Annotated in this window: 18 protein-coding genes; 6 read left to right on the forward strand and 12 right to left on the reverse strand. The window is 66.9% G+C overall.

Features of this window, described 5'->3' with window-relative positions:
- Positions 1 to 244 precede the first annotated feature (244 nt).
- Positions 245 to 628, forward strand: a complete 384-nt coding sequence (locus Q0A15_RS12500) for a DUF4190 domain-containing protein (protein ID WP_291279858.1) — start codon at positions 245 to 247, stop codon at positions 626 to 628.
- Between the two features lie 117 nt (positions 629 to 745).
- Here Q0A15_RS12500 and Q0A15_RS12505 read toward each other — a convergent pair whose 3' ends face one another.
- The 4 genes from Q0A15_RS12505 to Q0A15_RS12520 form a co-directional block, all read right to left on the reverse strand.
- Positions 746 to 1,939, reverse strand: a complete 1,194-nt coding sequence (locus Q0A15_RS12505) for an ABC transporter permease (protein ID WP_291279859.1) — start codon at positions 1,937 to 1,939, stop codon at positions 746 to 748.
- Positions 1,936 to 2,814 (reverse strand): ABC transporter ATP-binding protein, encoded by an 879-nt coding sequence (locus Q0A15_RS12510; RefSeq protein ID WP_291279860.1) that lies wholly within the window; start codon positions 2,812 to 2,814, stop codon positions 1,936 to 1,938. Before Q0A15_RS12510 ends, Q0A15_RS12505 begins: the two co-directional genes overlap by 4 nt.
- Positions 2,815 to 2,926: 112 nt before the next feature.
- Positions 2,927 to 3,616: a response regulator transcription factor gene (locus Q0A15_RS12515; protein WP_291279861.1), complete on the reverse strand. Its 690-nt coding sequence runs from the start codon at positions 3,614 to 3,616 to the stop codon at positions 2,927 to 2,929.
- Positions 3,613 to 5,064 carry a histidine kinase gene (locus Q0A15_RS12520; protein ID WP_291279862.1) on the reverse strand — a complete coding sequence of 484 codons (1,452 nt, stop codon included), beginning with the start codon at positions 5,062 to 5,064 and terminating at the stop codon, positions 3,613 to 3,615. The genes Q0A15_RS12515 and Q0A15_RS12520 overlap by 4 nt, the downstream gene beginning before the upstream one ends.
- 145 nt (positions 5,065 to 5,209) lie before the next feature.
- Here Q0A15_RS12520 and Q0A15_RS12525 point away from each other — a divergent pair, with 145 nt between their 5' ends.
- From Q0A15_RS12525 to Q0A15_RS12545, 5 genes are all read left to right on the forward strand, one after another.
- Positions 5,210 to 6,784 carry a lipase family protein gene (locus tag Q0A15_RS12525; protein WP_291279863.1) on the forward strand — a complete coding sequence of 525 codons (1,575 nt, stop codon included), beginning with the start codon at positions 5,210 to 5,212 and terminating at the stop codon, positions 6,782 to 6,784.
- A gap of 29 nt (positions 6,785 to 6,813) precedes the next feature.
- Positions 6,814 to 7,038, forward strand: a complete 225-nt coding sequence (locus Q0A15_RS12530) for a lipase family protein (protein ID WP_291279864.1) — start codon at positions 6,814 to 6,816, stop codon at positions 7,036 to 7,038.
- Positions 7,039 to 7,245: 207 nt separating this feature from the next.
- On the forward strand, positions 7,246 to 9,114 hold the full coding sequence (locus Q0A15_RS12535; protein WP_291279865.1) for a lipase family protein: 1,869 nt from the start codon (positions 7,246 to 7,248) through the stop codon (positions 9,112 to 9,114).
- A gap of 133 nt (positions 9,115 to 9,247) precedes the next feature.
- Positions 9,248 to 9,664, forward strand: a complete 417-nt coding sequence (locus Q0A15_RS12540) for a hypothetical protein (protein WP_291279866.1) — start codon at positions 9,248 to 9,250, stop codon at positions 9,662 to 9,664.
- Positions 9,661 to 9,873, forward strand: coding sequence for a hypothetical protein (locus tag Q0A15_RS12545; protein WP_291279867.1), 213 nt, complete (start codon positions 9,661 to 9,663; stop codon positions 9,871 to 9,873). Before Q0A15_RS12540 ends, Q0A15_RS12545 begins: the two co-directional genes overlap by 4 nt.
- 419 nt (positions 9,874 to 10,292) lie before the next feature.
- On the opposite strand, the gene pcaC is transcribed toward Q0A15_RS12545, so the two are convergent.
- The 8 genes from pcaC to Q0A15_RS12585 form a co-directional block, all read right to left on the reverse strand.
- Positions 10,293 to 10,715 (reverse strand): 4-carboxymuconolactone decarboxylase, encoded by a 423-nt coding sequence (gene pcaC, locus Q0A15_RS12550; protein ID WP_291279868.1) that lies wholly within the window; start codon positions 10,713 to 10,715, stop codon positions 10,293 to 10,295.
- Positions 10,716 to 10,718: 3 nt separating this feature from the next.
- Positions 10,719 to 11,567, reverse strand: a complete 849-nt coding sequence (locus tag Q0A15_RS12555; RefSeq protein ID WP_291279869.1) for an alpha/beta fold hydrolase — start codon at positions 11,565 to 11,567, stop codon at positions 10,719 to 10,721.
- Positions 11,568 to 11,616: 49 nt separating this feature from the next.
- Positions 11,617 to 13,080, reverse strand: coding sequence for a lyase family protein (locus tag Q0A15_RS12560; RefSeq protein ID WP_291279870.1), 1,464 nt, complete (start codon positions 13,078 to 13,080; stop codon positions 11,617 to 11,619).
- A 164-nt stretch (positions 13,081 to 13,244) separates the two neighbouring features.
- Positions 13,245 to 13,844, reverse strand: a complete 600-nt coding sequence (gene pcaG / locus Q0A15_RS12565; protein WP_291279871.1) for a protocatechuate 3,4-dioxygenase subunit alpha — start codon at positions 13,842 to 13,844, stop codon at positions 13,245 to 13,247.
- Positions 13,841 to 14,638 carry a protocatechuate 3,4-dioxygenase subunit beta gene (gene pcaH / locus Q0A15_RS12570; protein ID WP_291279872.1) on the reverse strand — a complete coding sequence of 266 codons (798 nt, stop codon included), beginning with the start codon at positions 14,636 to 14,638 and terminating at the stop codon, positions 13,841 to 13,843. The genes pcaG and pcaH overlap by 4 nt, the downstream gene beginning before the upstream one ends.
- Positions 14,639 to 14,707: 69 nt before the next feature.
- Positions 14,708 to 15,907 (reverse strand): 4-hydroxybenzoate 3-monooxygenase, encoded by a 1,200-nt coding sequence (locus Q0A15_RS12575; protein ID WP_291279873.1) that lies wholly within the window; start codon positions 15,905 to 15,907, stop codon positions 14,708 to 14,710.
- A gap of 312 nt (positions 15,908 to 16,219) precedes the next feature.
- Entirely contained in the window at positions 16,220 to 17,218 is a 999-nt protein-coding gene (locus tag Q0A15_RS12580; RefSeq protein ID WP_291279874.1) for a proline racemase family protein, read from the reverse strand.
- Positions 17,200 to 17,389, reverse strand: a 190-nt coding sequence (locus tag Q0A15_RS12585; protein WP_291279875.1) for a hypothetical protein, incomplete at its 5' end; no start/stop codon positions are given. The genes Q0A15_RS12580 and Q0A15_RS12585, both read right to left, overlap by 19 nt.

A 17,389-nucleotide genomic window follows, 5' to 3' on the forward strand; every position in this document is an offset into this window, starting at 1 on the left:
CCTCCACTCCATGCTCGGCTACCGCACCCCCGCCGAAGTCGAGACCGAATACTGGGCCCGGCTCACCGACCCAGAACAGGTCGCTACCGCGGCCTGAAACCCAACACACGCTGACCCTCAACCAAACCCGGGACTTGACAGGCCGTATGGGCAAGAGCCCTTCCGGCAGGTGCCATACGGGCAAGGGCCATACGGTGAGTACGACTACGGGCAGGCATACTTTCCACCCGGCCCGGACTATCCGGTGCCGCCCGCGCCCCAGGAAGGATACGGGCAGCCGGGGTACTACCAGCAGGGCTACGCCCAACCCTATGGGCCGCCCGGCTACCCGACCGGCTATGTCCGGCCGGAGCAGGACACGGTGTACATGGCGGCGCGGAGGACGCCGTTGGTGTTGAGCATCCTGTCCACGGTGTTCGGGGCCCTGGGCTGGATCATCCCCTTCTTCTTTGCCATTGCGGGGCTCATCCTGGGGGTCATCGCCCTGCCGCAGGTCCTCAATCTGCGCAAGCGGTTCCCGTACTACACAAGTGGCGGCATGTTCGCCATGTCGATCGTGGGAATTTCTTTGAGTGTGCTCGGTTTGTTGGGGTTCCTGACCTTCCTCGGGCTGGGCTCCTCGCTCTGAGCGTCCCTCCTCGACCGCCGAAACATACCGAGGCCCGGTTCTCTCTCGAGAGAACCGGGCCTCGGTATGTTTCTACGGACTTTCTCGGCTTTCTGGGCCCGGAGAGGTCTAAGCCCCTCAGTCCTTCAGCGCCAACGCCTTCTTGAACCCGAGCGCGCCGGAGGTGTTCAACACGGCCAGGCGGAAGATCTTCCCGCCCACGCGGATCAGCACCAGCGCGGTCGCGACGGACAGGCCAAGCGACACCAGCGTCTCCCACAGCGGGACGTCGGTCTGCAGCATGCGGACCGGCATGGCCACCGAGGAGACGATCGGCACGTAGGAGGCGATCACGAGCCACAGGTCCTTGGCCAGCATTCCGGCGAAAAGGGTGATCATGAGGAGCACCATGATGGGCGTCTGGCTGGACTGCAGATCCTCGGCCTTCTGGGCCATGGCGCCGAGCGCGGCGTAGACGGCGGCCACGATCAGGAACCCGGTGACGAAGAAGACCAGGAACCAGCCGGAGGAGGACAGGATCACACTCATGAAGCCGAGGTCCGCGGGGGACAAGGACAGTGCCACGAGTCCGGTCGCCACGTACAGAGCCAACTGACCCAGGGCCAGCGCAGTGGCTGAGACGATCTTTCCTGCCAGCAGGTGGCGCAGGGGAATGGTGGCGGCCAGGATCTCCACCACGCGGGAGGTCTTCTCCTGCACCACCGCCGCGCCGATGGGCATGCCGAAGAGTATGGCGGCCAGGTAGAACAGCAGGCTGAAGACGTAGCCAACGGCGAAGGACATGTTCTGTCGTTCGGAGTCGCCTTCCAACAGCTCGGGCGTGACCTGTGCTCCGTCGGTGAGGTCCTCCCAGGACGTCCCGGCGGCTCCAGCACGTTCCTGCACGGTGGTGTGCTCGGCGGCCTGGGACAGGATGCCCTGTGACGTGGAGGAGATGGAGGTTCGGCCAATCAACGTCCAGCCGTCCGACTCCGCCAGCAGCGCCAGGTCTGCGTCCTTGGCCTCGACGGCCGCGCGAGGGTCGTCCACGACATCAGCCTTGAAGTGCTTCTTCGCGTCCGTGGTCTTGGCGATGTTCTGGGCCCCTTCCACCACGGCGGCCTCACTCTGAGAGGAGACGGCCACGGTTTCGGTGGAGACCCGCTGGGACAGGTAGCCGAACAACGAGACGCCGACGGCGATGACCACCACGAAGGCGGCCGTGGTGATGAGGAAGGACTTCCTCTTCACCGCGTCGGTGAGCTCACGCAGGGCCACGATGACCCAAGCGGGGCGGGTGGAGGGATCGGTGATGGTGTGCTGCGTGTTCATCGGGTGACCTCTCGGAAGATCTCGGCCAGGGACGGCACAAGACGAGCGAATTCGGTGAGTTCTCCGCGTCGGGCTGCCTCCGCGGTCACGGTTGCCGGCGTGACGTCGTCGCCGAGGCGGATGAGGGCCGTAGGTCCGTCCACGTCCACGACCTCCACGCCTGGCATGTCACGTAACCACGCGGCGTCGGGCAGGCAGGAGACCCGGTAGGAGACGCGGCCGCGGTCTTGGAGCTGCTCCACGGGGCCGGAGGCCACCACGTTGCCGGTTTGCAGGATGACCAGGTGGTCGCAGAGCCGTTCAACGAGGTCCAACTGATGGGAGGAGAACAGGATCGGGATGTCGCTGCAGCGTTCCCGCAGCAGGTCCACCATCGAGTCCACCGCGTCGGGATCCAGGCCGGAGAACGGCTCGTCCAGCACCAGCGCGATGGGATCGTGCACCAGTGCCGCGGCGATCTGCACGCGCTGCTGGTTGCCCAGGGAGAGCGAGTCAAGTTTCGCGTCGGCACGGTCGCTCAGATCGAAGCGCTCCAGCAGCTCAGAAGCCGCGGCCTTGGCGCTGCGGCGGGAGAAGCCGTGCAGTTCGCCGAGGTAGGTGAGCTGTTCCAGGATGGGGGAGTTGGGGTAGAGCCCGCGTTCTTCCGGGATGTAGCCGAAGCGCGCGCGCTGAGCCCGCTCCAGCGGGGCGCCGTCCAGGGTGACCTCGCCGTCGTGAGCGGCGAGCACTCCCATGATCATGCGCATCGTGGTGGTCTTGCCTGACCCGTTGGCGCCGACGAAGCCGGTCATGGCTCCGGCAGGCACGTCGAAGTCGACGTGGTCCACCACGGTCTTGTCGCCGTAGCGCCTGGTCAGTCCGTGTACGGAAAGCATGGGCTGCTCCTCATGTGGGGAATCCGAGAATGATGTTCAAGCTGGTATCCAGCCTTCTCTCTCCGGCGTCTCGTCACATCCCACGCGAGGCGGATATGCCGCGGTTCATCCCTCAGGGGGAGACGTACCCGCGCCGGTATGCCGCGACCACGGCCTGCACCCTGTCCCGCGCACCGAGCTTGAGCAGCAGATTGGACACGTGCGTCTTCACGGTGGCCTCACCGATGAACAGTTCTGCCGCGATCTCGCCGTTCGATAGGCCGGTGGCCAGCAGCGTGAGCACTTCCGCCTCCCGTGGAGTGAGGTCCTCGGCAGCAATGCCCGACGACGCGTGCTCGCCCTCCGCCGCCTTCGGCGCCGCAACGTTGGGCACCTGGGTACTCTCGCCGGCCACGCGCTTCAAGAGTGGCAGCGTGACCTCCGGGGAGAGTAGGGCCTGGCCCGCATGCACGGCACGCACGGCCTCCACGATCTGTTCGGCCTCGGTGTTCTTCAACAGGAATCCCGAGGCACCAGCAACGACGGCATCGAAGAGGTAGTCCTCCCGCTCGAACGTCGTGAGGATGACGACCTTGGTGGCCGGGGTGGTGGCCAGGAGTTTGCGGGTGGCCTCGATCCCATCCATGACGGGCATCTGAATATCCATCAGGACCACGTCCGGGACGAGGTCCTCGGCCAGCGTGAGCGCCTGCGCGCCGTTGGCGGCCTGCCCCACCACCTCGATGTCGTCCTCCACCGAGAGGATGAGGCTCATACCCTCACGCAGCACGGTGTGGTCATCGGCGAGCAGGACGCGGATCATGCGGTTTCCTCGGGGTCGGGGAGTGTCGTGGCGTTCTCGGGCTGGTCTGTGGTGTCCGGCCGCGTCAGCGGGACCCGGAGCCGGACTCGGAAGCCCGCTGATCCGGTGCGGGGACCGATCTCTGCGACGCCCACGTGCAGGGCAGCTCGTTCCCGGATCCCCTCGAGTCCGTAGCCGCTGCCGGCTGGGCCGCGCGGGGTGGGGAGCGCCCTCCCGGTGTCCAGGATCTCCGCCTCGACCCAATCACCCAGTGCCTCGTCGTGTCCGGTACGCAGCGCGACCGTGGCAGAGCGGGCGGTCGAGTGGCGACGCACGTTCGTCAAGGCCTCTTGCACCACGCGGTAGAGCGTCAGCCCAAGGTGCGCCGGAACCTGTGCCAGGGCCAGCCCATCGGTTTGGACTCTGGAAAGCTCGACCCGCAGATCCGGGGCCATCTCCTCCACCCGTTCCCCCCCCTGCTCCAAGCCCGGCTCCGGCGCACGGCTGCCGGCGCTCGCCGCAGGCGGTGCGGGTTCGGGTGTGGTGTCGGCGGGGGCCGACGACGCGTCGGCGGGCATCTGCCCCGGATCCGAACGCAGGACGCCGAGCAGCGCTCGGGTCTCTGACAGCGCGGAACGCGCGGAGGACTCCACCTGGGTCAGCAGTTCCGCAGCGGTGTCCGGGGCCTTGGGCTGCACCCGCCGCGCGGCCGCCGCCTGGATGCCCACGGCGGAAATGTGGTGCGCCACGACGTCGTGCAGTTCACGGGCGATGCGCAGGCGTTCATCCACGACGGCACGTCGTGCGAGTTCTGCCGACTGCTCCTTGAGTTGCTGGTGCTGAGCCATGAGCCGATCGTGCTGCCACGCGCCGGCACGCGCGCGACGCCCGAAGTAGAGGGCGCCGGCGAAGTAGGCCACGTTCATCAACACCGAGTACAGCATCCAGGCCACGAACGGTGGCAATGCACCGTTGCTGCCGTCGGCCGCGTCCACGATCTTCTGGTAGGCGCCGAAGAGCGTTGAGCCGATGACCAGCCACACCCCCATCACCACGAGGATCCCCGCCGTGCAGGCACGGAAGGCCCGGGTGTCCTTGGACCACGCCGCTGCGGAGTACAGCGCGGTGAAGTAGGCACCCTGGAAACTGAGCTGCACGCTCAGCCCGGGCAACCATTGGCTGATGGCAATGAAGGCGACCGTGGCGGCGATCAGACATATCAGCGGGAAGCGGCGCCGAATCGAGAGCAGTGCGCTCTGCACGCCCAGGCCCGTGGCCGCCTGCCACAGGGCGATGGTGCTGTTGTCCAGGTCGTCGTAGACCCACCACGCCAGCAGGCCAACGCCGAACACCAGCACAGCGATGATGACGTCGTGGATCTGCTGCGTCCGGGTGGGGCCGGGACGTTCCCAGTCAGCGGGCGCGTCAGGCCCCACCAGGGCGGGGAGCAGCGCAGACGTGAAGGACATGATCTTCACAGTAGCGGGGTGCGTCGCGGCAGTGCCTCCGTCTGATGGGGGAGAAGGCCCACGGGCGCGCAGACCCTATGATGATCCGTGTCGCATTCGCGGCCAACGGCCAATGCCCCTGAGGGGCTCGCTGGGAGGGGGGACCATGGGAACGAGTCGCCGGCGGTTGCGGAGTGGCGGGTCGGGGCTCAGGACCTGGTACGGGGGACTGCCTGCCTGGGCGCGAGCCGGCGTGGGGCTCGGCGCCGCCGTGCTCGGCGTCGTGCTGCTGATCCGGCCGACCACCTCTCTTGGAGTCCTGGCGCTGGTGGTCGGTTTCTCCTGCCTGGCACAGGCAGCGGTGGAAGTGCTGGACGTCGCCGGAACCACGGGCCGGCGGCGACGCCGCTGGGTCGCGTTGATCTGGCTGGTGCTCGGCGTCTTCGTTCTCGTCTGGCCCGGGCTGACGGTGCGCCTGCTCGCCGTGGCGGTCGGCATCGGGCTGATCGTCAACGGCATCAGCGACATCGTGGGGGCCAAGCGGGCGCAAGGGCCCCTGGACTCACGGATTGCCTCCGCCCTGTTGGGGGCCGCCACCGTGGGCTTCGGCGTCGTATCCCTTGCCTGGCCCGACATCACCATGATCGTGGTGGCAGTGGCCTTCGGTGCCCGGCTCATCAGCACCGGTGTCATGCAACTATGGAGAATCCTGCACAGGCGCCCACGGAGCCAAGTCGAGAACGTGGCCGGGGCGGCGGCCCACGATGCGAGGCCGGGCACGGCCGTGGGGTCGTCCACCGCTCGGCGCTGGTTCCGCACCATTGGCGCGGCGCTGGCCGTGGCACTGGCCACCGGGGCCGGAGCGCTCAGCGTCAGCCTGCATCAGGGGTCCCGTGTCACGGACGCCTTCTATGCCGCGCCTCGCACCGTTCCAAGCGAACCCGGCCGACTCATCAGGTCGGAGCCGTTCACGCGCGGCGTGCCTGAGAACGCCACCGGGTATCGGATCCTCTGCACCACAACGCAACAGGACGGGTCAGCGACCGTGGCGAGCGGCCTCGTCGTGGTGCCACGCAAGGGCGCGGGTGACTGGCCCGTGGTCGACTGGACGCACGGGACCACCGGCGTGGCGAGGCAATGCGCACCGTCCCTGCTGAGCGAGCCCTTCGAATCGGGTGCACTCTTCGTCCTGCCACAGGTGATCAACCACGGCTGGGCGCTGGTGGCCACGGACTACATCGGGCTGGGAACCCAGGGGAAACACCCCTACCTGATCGGGCGCCCCAGCGCTCACGCGTCCCTCGATGCCGTGCGGGCCGCGCGGCAGCTGGACGGAGCCCGGTTGGGCAAAAAGACCGTGGCGTGGGGTCACTCCCAGGGCGGCGGCGCGGCCTTGTGGACGGGCGCCTTGGCGAAGGACTATGCGCCGGATGTCCACGTCTCCGGCGTGGCAGCCCTGGCACCGGCCACCAATCTGCCGCAATTGACCTCTGGGCTGGACAAGGTCACGGGTGGATCGGTGTTCGGCAGTTACGTCATCTCGGCTTATGCGGCCCAGTACCCGGACGTGACGTGGAAGCAGTATGTACGCCCAGGAGCAGAGGTCGTGGTGCGCCAGATGTCCACCCGCTGCCTGTCCGGCCCCGACCTCTTCGGCTCGGTGCTGACCGGGCTGGCCACGACGGCAGACCCTGAGGTCCTGGCGAAGGACCCGCCAGCGCGGCGTTCGGGGCGCGGCTGAGGCAGAACATCCCACCCTCCGTCATCCCCATGCCCGTCCTGCTCGCCCAAGGTGGAGCAGACACCCTGATCAAATCGAGCGCACAGCGTGGCTTCGTCAAGGACCTGTGCCGGGCCGGGACATCAGTGGACTACCGCACCTACCCCGGCCTGGGGCACGTGGCGCTCGCCGAGGCTGATTCGAACGCGATCCCCAACCTGCTGGAATGGACGGCGGATCGATTCAACGGCAAGCCTGCCAAGAACACGTGCTGATTCGGTGGTGAGACGGGCGTAGTCACGCGGCCCGGGAGGATGGCGCGCGGCAACCGGGGCCGGCCAGGCCGAAGGAGGACTCCTCGGCCGGATAGGTGGTGATCGCACCGGAATCAGGTCGTTGAAGGACGCGGCTCCTAAACTGGCCATGTCGGATCAACGACCGTCGACGTGTCATTCGCAAAGTACTCACGGCAGGGGGACACCATGGCACCACGTCCCGTGCATTGGCCCACGGGTGGGGAACGCCTCCGGAACTGGTACGGGCGTCTGCCCGCGTGGATCCGCGCCATCTTCGGGGTCGCGACGACGGTCCTGGGAGTGGTGCTGCTGATCCGCCCCACTACGTCACTTGGTGTGTTGGCGCTGGTGGTCGGTTCCGCCTGCCTAGTGCAGGCGGCCGTGGAAGTGCTCGACGTCACCGGAATCACCGGCCGGCGTCGGCTCCGCTTGGTGGCGTTGGTCTGGCTCGTGCTCGGTGTGTTCGTGCTGGTGTGGCCCGGCCTGACCGTGCGCCTGCTGGCGGTGGCGGTCGGTATGGGCCTGCTCATCAACGGGATCAGCGATATCGCCGAAGCCTGGAATTCGCGGGGACCGTTGGACGCGCGGATCGCGACGACCTTGGTGGGCGTGGCCACGGTAGGTTTCGGCGTGATCTCCCTGTTCTGGCCGGACATCACCATGGTCATCGTCGCAGTTGCCTTCGGCGCCCGGCTGATCAGCACCGGGATCATGCAGCTGTGGCGGATCGTGCGCAGACGTCCCAGACCTGCTGCGGTGGAGGGAGCTGCGGATGCCGCGGAGCAGGAGCCTGCCTCGTCGCTCACCCGCCGCTGGTTCCGCACCATCGGTGCTCTCCTTGCTGTGGCACTGGCCGTCGGCGCGGGGGCGCTCAGCTTGAGCCTGCACCCGCTCTCCGAGGTGACGGATCCGTTCTACGCAGCCCCACGAAATGTGCCGGACGAACCCGGCCAACTCATCCGCGCGGACGAGTTCACCCGAGGGGTTCCGGACACCGGCGTCGGTTACCGGATCCTGTACACCACGACACAGGCGCACGGGACGCCTGCCGTGGCCAGCGGGCTCGTGGTGGTTCCCCGCGAGGAGGAAGGGACAGAGGACGGCTCCGTGGAGGGCTCGGGTCCTGCCGTCGAGCACTCGGACGCTGAGTGGCCCGTGATCAACTGGATGCACGGAACCACGGGCGTGGCCAGGCAGTGCGCGCCGTCTCTGCTCCACGAACCCTTCGAATCTGGTGGGCTCTACATTCTCCAGCGCGTGCTCGAGCACGGATGGGCGCTCGTCGCGACCGATTACCCGGGCTTGGGCGCCGAGGGCGAACATCCCTATCTGATCGGGCGTCCAAGTGCACATGCGTCACTGGACGCGGTGCGCGCTGCGCGGCAGTTGGATGAGGCGCACCTCGGAGAACAAACCGTGGCCTGGGGACATTCTCAGGGCGGTGGTGCGGCACTGTGGACCGGCGCGCTGGCTCAGGAGTACGCCCCGGATGTTCCGCTGTCCGGCGTCGCAGCACTGGCACCGGCCACCAACCTGCCCAGTCTCGCATCAGGGCTGGACAAGGTGCCCGGAGGGGACGTGCTGAGCAGCTATGCCATGGCAGCCTACGCTTCCTATTACTCCGATGTGACGTGGAAGAACTATGTTCGTCCAGGGGCCCAAGTCATGGTGCGTGAGATGTCCAGGCGCTGCGTGTCCGACCCAGCCCTTGTGGCCTCGATGCTGATCAGAATGGTCCAGATCGCTGACCCGAATGTCCTGGAGCGGGACCCGGCCACAGGTGCGTTCGGTAGGCGACTGGCGCAGAACATCCCACCGGTGCACATTCCGGAACCCGTGTTCCTGGCACAAGGGACCGCGGACACGCTGATCAAGCCGAGCGGTCAACGCGCCTTCATCAAGAACGTGTGCCGCGCAGGGACCACGCTGGACTACCGCACCTACAAGGGGCGCGGGCATGTGGGGATCACGCGGGCGTCCTCGAAGGCCATCCCGGATTTGTTGGACTGGACGGCGGACCGCTTCGAAGGGGTCCCGGCCAAGAGCACTTGCTGATCCTGGGGGAGCATCCTGTCAGGGACTCCGTTTGGAGGGGGACACCCTCGCCGTGCCACGATGGGGACAGGGCCGGAGGACAAGGACTCGCGTCGGGCACACGGTCAGATACACGGTCGGACAGGGGGCGAGTATGAAGGCGTCGAAACGTGATCTGGTGGTCATGCTGGCCTCGGGTGGCCTGATGGCAGCCGCGGCTACCGGCATTGGTGCGGCTCCGACCTTCGAACTGGCTCCCGAGCACGTCTATGCTCCCACCGCGACCGACGGCTGCACGGATGCTCCTGGTGGCTACGGGCTCGCGGACTTCCACTCCGCCTGCGTGAAACACGACAAGTGCTATTCATGGCGGTCCGGAATCAGTCGGCTCAGATGCGACAAGGCCTTCCGCGAGAATCTGGGGGTTGCGTGTGTGGATGCCTACGAGGGGGCCACGAATCAGCATCTGCTCGATGACCGACTTCACTGCTTCTACATCACCGAGGTCTACTACTCTGGCGTGCGACACCTCGGTGAGAGCTTCTACAACGGTGCAGGAGATCCAACATGAGAGCCATGACCATGAGTGCAGGCATCCTTGCGGTGGGTTTCATCCTGACCGCGGTGGGTGGGTGGTGGAACACCCGCGAGACCGACGGCGCGAACATCGGGGCCAGCCTGATGTTCATGCTCGGCGTCCTGGTCGGCGCTGTGGGTCTGGTGGTTCTGGGCGTCTCCCTGGTCGGGAACATCAGGGCCCGGAGTTCCGAGAAACAGTGATCCTGTAAGGAGTCGGCGCCCATTTGCGGCACGATCTGCGGTATACGACCACTTTCTCGGTTCACGACCGCCGCTCGACGGTCGTGAACCGAGAAAGTGGTCGTAGATGCGGGCTGCGGCCGCAAATGGACTCCGCGGCCTCACGGCGGCCGCGCGTTTTCTCAGCCCGCAGCTTTTCGTTCGGCGTCGGCGACGAGGTCGTGGTCGATCCGGATCGGCGTCGTACCCATGCGCAGAGGGTAGCCGTGCGGCATAGGAGTGAGGAGAGACGCACACGCCCCGGGTTACCCCCGTCGATGCGATGTGCAACAAGGAAAGCGATAAGCCCCAGTCGTGGGACTGAGGCTTATCGTGAAAGGTGTGGTGAAGCGGGGACCCGGGGGTAGTACCGGGTCATCACTCTTGAACGCGGAGGCGGATCAGGCCTCGGGCTCCTCGAACGGTTTGTCGAGACCCTCGTACTCAGCCAAGACCTTCTGGCCGATCTTGAACGCCACGTTGGCGGCCGGCACCGAGCAGTAGATGGCGCTCTGCAGGAAGATCTCCTTGATCTCATCCGGCGTGACCCCGTTGCGCAGGGCGGCGTGGACGTGCATCTCCAGCTCCTCCCAGTACCCGCCGGCGATCATGGCGGTCAGGGTCACGGCGGAGCGGGTCACACGGGGCAGACCTTCGCGGGTCCAGATGGTGCCCCACGCGTAGCGGGTGATCATCTCCTGGAAGTCCGCGGTGAAGTCGGTGCGCTTGGACAGCGAGGCGTCCACGTGGGCGTCGGAGAGCACCTCGCGGCGCACTACCATGCCGTCGTCGTAAGGGTCTCCGGGAAGACGATGCTTGGCCATAATTCAGGCCTCCTTGGACTGGTTCGAGGAAGAGGAAAGGAAGAAGTCCACCAGGGCTGCGGCCGTGGCTGCGGGATCCTCTGCCGGGGACAGGTGGCCCACGCCGGGCAGCATCACGGCGGATCCGTGGGCCACGTTGGACGCGGTGAACTCCGCGTCCTCTGCGGAGCAGACCTGGTCCTCCGCACCGTTCAGGGCCAGTACCGGAGTGCTGATCTCACCCAAACGCGAACGCACGTCGAAGCCGGCCAACGCACCGCAGGCGAAGGCATAGGAGAAACGATCGGCGTCCTGCAGGTTGTGCAGCAGGTCGGTGGAGACGAAGGCGTTCTTCTCGATGAACCCGGGGCCGAACCAGCGCTGGGCCGAACCGATCACCTGGGTGGGCGTGCCCGCCTTGGCGACCAACTCGGCACGCTCCTTCCATCCCTCCTCTGTCCCGATCTTGGCCGCGGAGCAGATGGAAGCCAGGCCCGCGAACTCGGACGGGTTGTCCAGGCCGATCTGCAGTGCCACGGCACCGGCGATGGAGACGCCGGCGTAGTAGGCCGGACCGTCGGCGGCGATGCCGTGCTTGGACTTCTGTCCCTCCAAGGTGTTCACCACGGCCTGGGCCAGTTCCTCCATGGTGAAGCCTTCCGAGTCCTCCGGCAACGGGGTGCCCTCACCGTGACCCGGCAGCTCCCAGCCGATCACCGTGAAGTGCGGTGCCAGGGCGGCCACGGCCGGGCCCCACAAGGAGACCACGGACGTACCGAGCGAGGGGCCGACCACCAGCACGGGCAGCGTGGGATCCGGCGCCGATCCGTCGGTGCGGGCGGTGAGCAGGACGGTGGTCAATTCGGGAGTCATGGTGTGCTTGAGCTTCTTTCGAGGAGAGATCAACAGTGAAGGAATGAGGTCAGTCGAGCGGCTGAGGCGTAGGTAGGTGAGTGAGCACCAGGTCCTGGTGGCGGGCAACGGCACGGTCCACCTCGGCACCGGCCACACCAAGGTAGCCGGACGGGTCCAACAGGGAGGCCAACTCGTTGTCCGACACGGCAGCCTCCGGTACAGCGGACCGCACAAGCGACCCCAGACTGACTCCGGTGTCGATGGCTCGCGCCGTCATGGCCTCCAGGTCCGCCTTGCCGCCGGGCAGTAGTGGCGACAATCGGGCGGCAAGGCGCTCGGAGAGCACCAGGTCACCGAACAGCCCCACGTTCTCCGAAGCGCGCTGAGGGAACACCTGGAGGCCCTCCGCCAACTGGCGCAGCCGGGCGGCGGAGCCGCCCGCCAGTCGTGCCAGCGACCGCAACGCGGGCCACTCGGCGTGCCACGCGCCGTCGGGCCTTTCATCCACGGCCTGGCCTGCGGCCAGGAACAAGGTGGAGACGTGCCCGGGCGCCTCGAGCGCGGCCTCCTTGATGGCCACGGAGAGTACGGGATTGCGCTTGTGAGGCATGGCGGATGAGCCGCCCTTGCCGGGCTTCTGTGGTTCCGCGAGTTCGCCGACCTCCGGCCGCGCCAGGATGAGCACATCGGAGGCCACCTTCCCCGCGGCCTCCACCGCCAGCGTCAGCGCTGAGCCCACGGCCAGGAAGAACGAACGCTGCGTGTGCCAGGAATCCGCGGTGCGCAGTCCCAGCTGCGTCGCCAGTGCGTCTCGCAGCGACAGCGCGGCCTCGACCGGCTGCTGCACGCCGCCGCGGTCCAAGGTGTCCACGAGTGAGGCCAGCGTGCCGGCGGCACCGCCCCACTGCACCGGCAGCGCGGCCAGCGCCTGGCTCAGCCGCACGCGGGCGGCATCGATGCCGCCCACCCACCGCGCCAGGCGGTGCCCCACCGTGACGGGCAGGGCATGCTGGGTCAGGGACCGCGCGATCGCGACGTCGTCGCGGTGCTTGGCGGCCAGCGTGGCCAGGGCGTCGGCCGCAGCCTCCAGGTCAGCCAGCAGGGTCTCGCCTGCGCGCCGCAGCACCAGGGCCAGCCCGGTGTCGATCACGTCCTGGCTGGTGGCCCCGCGATGCACAGCGGTCACGGGTTCACCGTGCGCGGCCGCGACCCGCGCACGGTAGTCCTTGAGAAGCGGGATCAGCACATTGCCGCCGTCCGGCGTGCGCTGTGCAAGAGAGCCCAGGTCGTAGTCGGCCGCGTGAGCGGCCTGGGCCGCGGAAGCCGCCTGCGCGGCGCCGGCCAGTTCCATGCCCGACGACGCGTGCCCGGCTGCCGCCGCCTGTACCGCAACCCAGGCCGCCTCGACATCGAGCAGAGCCTGCACCACAGCGGCGTCTGACGTGGACTCGGCCGCGGCCGTGGCGGCCCACACGGGGGAGAGCAGGCCGAGATCGGCGCTTGAACTCGGTGCTTTTCCGACGGGATCCATGCTGGAGGTACCTTCCTTGGAGACGACCGGTGGGTACAGGGTAGCCAGGCATCGCGCCGGGCAAAGAATTGCGTCCCCACCGTCTCACCGGGCGCCTGGAAAGGGGTGCGAGTCGGTGCCTGGAAAGCGACGATGGGGACGCGGGTTCTTAGGGGCGGGTCACCTCAGTCGTTGCCGGGGTGGAACTCGCCGTTGCGAGGGTAGGACAGGAAGACCGTCTCGCCCTCGCCCTGCAGGTGGATGTCGAACTTGAGGGAGCCATCCTCCTGGCGCTCGGCGATCAACGTCTGGCGGCGATCCTCGGGAAGGGAGGAGAGCAGCGGGTCGTTGGCCAGGGCCTCCTGGTCATCCGGCAGGTAGATGCGAGTGAACAGGCGGTTGAGCAGGCCACGTGCGAACACGACCATCTGGATGAACGGTGCGGTGCCGGGCTCGGTGGGGCCCGGGTTCACGGTCGTGAAACTGAAACGGCCCACGTTGTCCACGGCGATGCGGCCCCAACCGGTGAAGGTGTAGCCATCGCGGTGCAGGGAGCCGGGCTCGGAGGCGATGTTCCCGTTCTCGTCCGCCTGCCAGATCTCCAACATCGAGTCAGGAACGTAAGTGCCATTGCCGTCGTACACGGTGCCGTGCAGCCGCACAGCGCCCGGGTAGGACTGGTCAACGAGCTTCTCGCCGTTCTCGTAGGGAAGGGCGAAGCCATAGAACGGGCCGATCGTCTGGCCCGGGGTCGGCGTCAGCTTGAGTTCGGGTGCGTTGCTCATCGGTTGTCCTCCGCTTCGGTCCAGGTGCGGTTGGAACCGGTCAGGACGATGTCCCACTTGTAACCGGTGTTCCACTCGTGTGAGGTGATGGAGTGATCGTAGGTGGCGATCAGGCGATCGCGGGCCTTCTGATCGGTGATGGACTGGTAGATCGGGTCCAGCGGGAACAGCGGGTCACCCGGGAAGTACATCTGGGTGATCATGCGCTGCGTGAAGTCCGTGCCGAACAGCGAGAAGTGGATGTGGGCCGGGCGCCAGGCGTTGTGGTGGTTCTTCCACGGGTACGGGGCCGGCTTGATGGTGGTGAAGGAGTACTCACCGTTGGGGCCCGTGATGGTGCGGCCGACGCCGGTGAAGTTGGGGTCCAGGGGTGCCGGGTGCTGATCGCGCTTGTGGATGTACCGGCCGGCCGCGTTGGCCTGCCAGATCTCCAGCAGCTGGCCACGCACGGGGTGGCCGTCGCCATCCAGTACTCGGCCGGAGACCACGATGCGCTCACCGATGGGCTCACCATTGGCCTGGATCGTCAGGTCGGATTCGAGCGTGTGCACGTCTCGCTCGCCGAAGGCGGGGGAGTAGAGCTCGATGGTCTCCGGGTCGGTGTGCCACAGGTTCTTGGTGGGGTGGCGCAGCAGCGAGGAGCGGTAAGGGGCGAAGTCGATACGGGGCTGAGTCTCCTCCGGTCCGCCCTCGGCCTTGGAGGCCTCGTACGCGGAGTGGAGCGCGCCCATCTCGTCATTGATTTGTTCCTGGGTGTCCGCAGTGGCCAGCGGATCAAGCTTCGGATTGCTCATGAGCTCGTCTGTCCTTCTTCAGGGCTTGTGGGTGTGCGTGGTGGGTGTCGTTGCTTGGGATGTGCGGGATCAGATCCCGTGGGGCCAACCGGTGTAGGCCTCGGCGAGGTACTGCTGACCGAAGCGGGAGGAGACCACGGAATCGAGTTCGCCGAGGGTGCGGGCATTCTCGAAGTTCGAACGGCCGGGAACCGAGTGCAGCATCGAGGTCATCCAGTAGGAGAAGTGCTGGGCCTTCCAGACGCGGCGCAGGGCGGTGTCGGAGTATCCGTCAAGCAACGCCGTGGACTGGGTGGAGTAGAAGGAGTCGATGGCCTCGAAGAGGACCTTGACGTCGGCGAAGGCCAGATTGAGGCCCTTGGCGCCGGTGGGAGGCACGGTGTGCCCGGCGTCGCCGGCCAGGAACAGGTTGCCGTGGCGCAGGGGCTGGCGAACGAAGGAACGGAAGGCCAACACCGACTTGTCGAAGATGGGACCGGTCTTCAGCTGGAGTCCGTCCGGGCCGTCGACGCGCTTCTGCAGCTCGGCCCAGATGCGGTCCTCGCTCCAGTCATCAACGTTCTCGTTGGGGTCGCACTGGAAGTACATGCGCTGCACGGTCTCGGAGCGCTGGGAGATCAGAGCGAAGCCGTGATCGGAGCGGGCGTAGATCAGTTCCGGTGCCGACTTCGGGGCCTCGGTCAGGATGCCGAACCACGCGAAGGGGTATTCGTGGGTGAAGTTCTCACGCTCGGCCTCGGGGATCCAGCGACGGCAGAAGGAACGCGAGCCGTCCGCGCCCACCAGCAGGTCCGCTCGAACCTCGTGCTGGTTGCCGTCCGCGTCGGTGAAGCGGAAGCCGGGACGATCGGTCAACACGTCCAGGAGTTCGGTGACCTCGGAGGAGTAATACACCTGGCCGCCGTCGCGCTTGCGGGCGTTGGAGAGGTCGAGGAAGACCTCGTTCTGGGCGTAAAGGGTGACGGTGGCGTCCACGAGTTCGCGGAAGTCCATGGGGTGGGACTCTCCGCCGAAGCGGAGGTCGATGCCTGCGTGCTCGTCACCGAGTTTGTTGATGCGGCCGTCCACGCCGGTGTCGGTCAGCATGGCGACGGAGCCGGCTTCGAGGATGCCTGCGCGGTGGGTGTTGTGGATGGTCTCGACGTCACGGGATTCCACGACGATGTTGTCGATTCCGGCCTTGGCCAGCAGGTGAGAGAGCATCAGGCCTGCGGGGCCGCCGCCGATGATGCCGACCTTGGTCGAAATGGGCGTGGGGTCCTGGGCCACGTTGAGCTCCTTCGCTGAACTGCTGGATTCCCGGGGGTCAAGTCTCGGGAAGGGTGCGTGATTCGTTGAACTTCTCAAAGGTTCTGACGAACTCAGTTCAGTGTGACGCGTGGAGGGGTTTTGCGCGACCCGAATCCCATTCAACGGATGCGATCGGGCCGATTGATTTCGGTGTGGGATGCCGTGGGGCCGGGGATTCAGGTCTGGGCCTCGGTACACTTCTGCATCCCGCCGTAGGTCCGGGAATCCAGACTGGGGCCGGGTCTGTTGGGCGGCAACAGTGCCCACAACTGGATGGTGGGCCCTGCCGACTCAGAGCGTGAATCCGGCCGGGAACGGGTCGGTGGGGTCCAGCGTGTACTGCGCAGTCCCCGTGACCCAGGCCCGGCCTGTGACGGTCGGGACGACTCCTGGGTAGCCGCCTACGTTCTCGGTGCCGACGAGCCGACCGGTGAAGGAGGTTCCGATGAAGGACTCGTTGACGAAGTCGGTGTTCAGGGGCAGGTCGCCGCGGGCATGGTGCAGAGCCATGAGAGCGCTGGTTCCGGTGCCACCGGGTGAACGGTCCAGCCACCCGGGATGATTGATGAGTGCGTGCCTGGCGCGGGTTGCATCCGAGCCGGGGCCCAAGAAGGCCACGTGCTCGCAGCCGTGGTAGCCGGTGACAGGGTGGACGGGTTCAGCAGAGGCGTTGATGGCACCCATGATGGCGGTACCGGCCGCGCGGAGCGATCCCACGGCCTCGCGCTCAAGCGTCAGGGCCAGCTTGTCGGCCTCCACGAAGGCGTAGAAGTTCCCGCCGAAGGCCAAGTCGTAGTTGACGTTGCCCCAGTCGGGCACGTCGATGCTCTGATTCAGGGCATGGGCATAGGAGGCCACATTGGTGATGGTGACCGACTCCGCCTTTTCGTCGCGGACTGCAACCTCGGCGCCGATCGGTCCGATCGGAGTGTCCAAGCGGACCGTGGTGACAGGCTCCGTCACGGCCACCGTGCCGGTGTCCACGAGAGCCGTCGCCACGCCCATGGTGCCTGCCCCGCGCATGGGAAGCACGCCGGTGACCTCGATGAAGAGCACACCCCAGTCAGCTTCATGGTGAGTGGGCGCCTGCAGGATGGCGCCGGAGAGTGCGTCGTGTCCGCGCGGCTCGTGCATCAGGAAGGTGCGCAGATCGTCACGGTCCTCCTCGAACCATGTACGGCGTTGGGCCATGGTTGCCCCAGGGAAGATCGGGACCCCGCCCACGACCACGCGGACGCCAAGCCCCTCGACGTGGGTCTCAACGGTGTGGATCACTCGGTTGGTGCGCACTGCCTATCGCCTGGTCCATTCGCATCGGTGATGTGTCGGGGGACACCGGTCAGAGATCTGGATGTCGCGGCCAGTGTATCGGCGCCGATGCCGTGTCTGAGCCAGGTTTTCACGGTGGAGCCGTGCTTTGCGCCCTGGCCCTGCTGCTGGGCCGGGTTCCCACGGTGGAGC

Origin of the sequence: Galactobacter sp. (assembly GCF_022712295.1) — a bacterium.
In the GTDB taxonomy this organism is placed as follows: domain Bacteria; phylum Actinomycetota; class Actinomycetes; order Actinomycetales; family Micrococcaceae; genus Galactobacter.

What these genes read in the sequence shown, in the direction of transcription:
- Q0A15_RS12505 (WP_291279859.1), bottom strand. Translation starts at nt 1,939, where the DNA reads ATGAACACGCAGCACACCATCACCGATCCCTCCACCCGCCCCGCTTGG.
- pcaC (WP_291279868.1), bottom strand. Translation starts at nt 10,715, where the DNA reads ATGGCCAAGCATCGTCTTCCCGGAGACCCTTACGACGACGGCATGGTA.
- Q0A15_RS12560 (WP_291279870.1), bottom strand. Translation starts at nt 13,080, where the DNA reads ATGGATCCCGTCGGAAAAGCACCGAGTTCAAGCGCCGATCTCGGCCTG.
- Q0A15_RS12520 (WP_291279862.1), bottom strand. Translation starts at nt 5,064, where the DNA reads ATGTCCTTCACGTCTGCGCTGCTCCCCGCCCTGGTGGGGCCTGACGCG.
- Q0A15_RS12535 (WP_291279865.1), top strand. Translation starts at nt 7,246, where the DNA reads ATGGCACCACGTCCCGTGCATTGGCCCACGGGTGGGGAACGCCTCCGG.
- Q0A15_RS12545 (WP_291279867.1), top strand. Translation starts at nt 9,661, where the DNA reads ATGAGAGCCATGACCATGAGTGCAGGCATCCTTGCGGTGGGTTTCATC.
- pcaG (WP_291279871.1), bottom strand. Translation starts at nt 13,844, where the DNA reads ATGAGCAACGCACCCGAACTCAAGCTGACGCCGACCCCGGGCCAGACG.
- pcaH (WP_291279872.1), bottom strand. Translation starts at nt 14,638, where the DNA reads ATGAGCAATCCGAAGCTTGATCCGCTGGCCACTGCGGACACCCAGGAA.
- Q0A15_RS12525 (WP_291279863.1), top strand. Translation starts at nt 5,210, where the DNA reads ATGGGAACGAGTCGCCGGCGGTTGCGGAGTGGCGGGTCGGGGCTCAGG.
- Q0A15_RS12515 (WP_291279861.1), bottom strand. Translation starts at nt 3,616, where the DNA reads ATGATCCGCGTCCTGCTCGCCGATGACCACACCGTGCTGCGTGAGGGT.
- Q0A15_RS12510 (WP_291279860.1), bottom strand. Translation starts at nt 2,814, where the DNA reads ATGCTTTCCGTACACGGACTGACCAGGCGCTACGGCGACAAGACCGTG.
- Q0A15_RS12530 (WP_291279864.1), top strand. Translation starts at nt 6,814, where the DNA reads ATGCCCGTCCTGCTCGCCCAAGGTGGAGCAGACACCCTGATCAAATCG.
- Q0A15_RS12555 (WP_291279869.1), bottom strand. Translation starts at nt 11,567, where the DNA reads ATGACTCCCGAATTGACCACCGTCCTGCTCACCGCCCGCACCGACGGA.
- Q0A15_RS12540 (WP_291279866.1), top strand. Translation starts at nt 9,248, where the DNA reads ATGAAGGCGTCGAAACGTGATCTGGTGGTCATGCTGGCCTCGGGTGGC.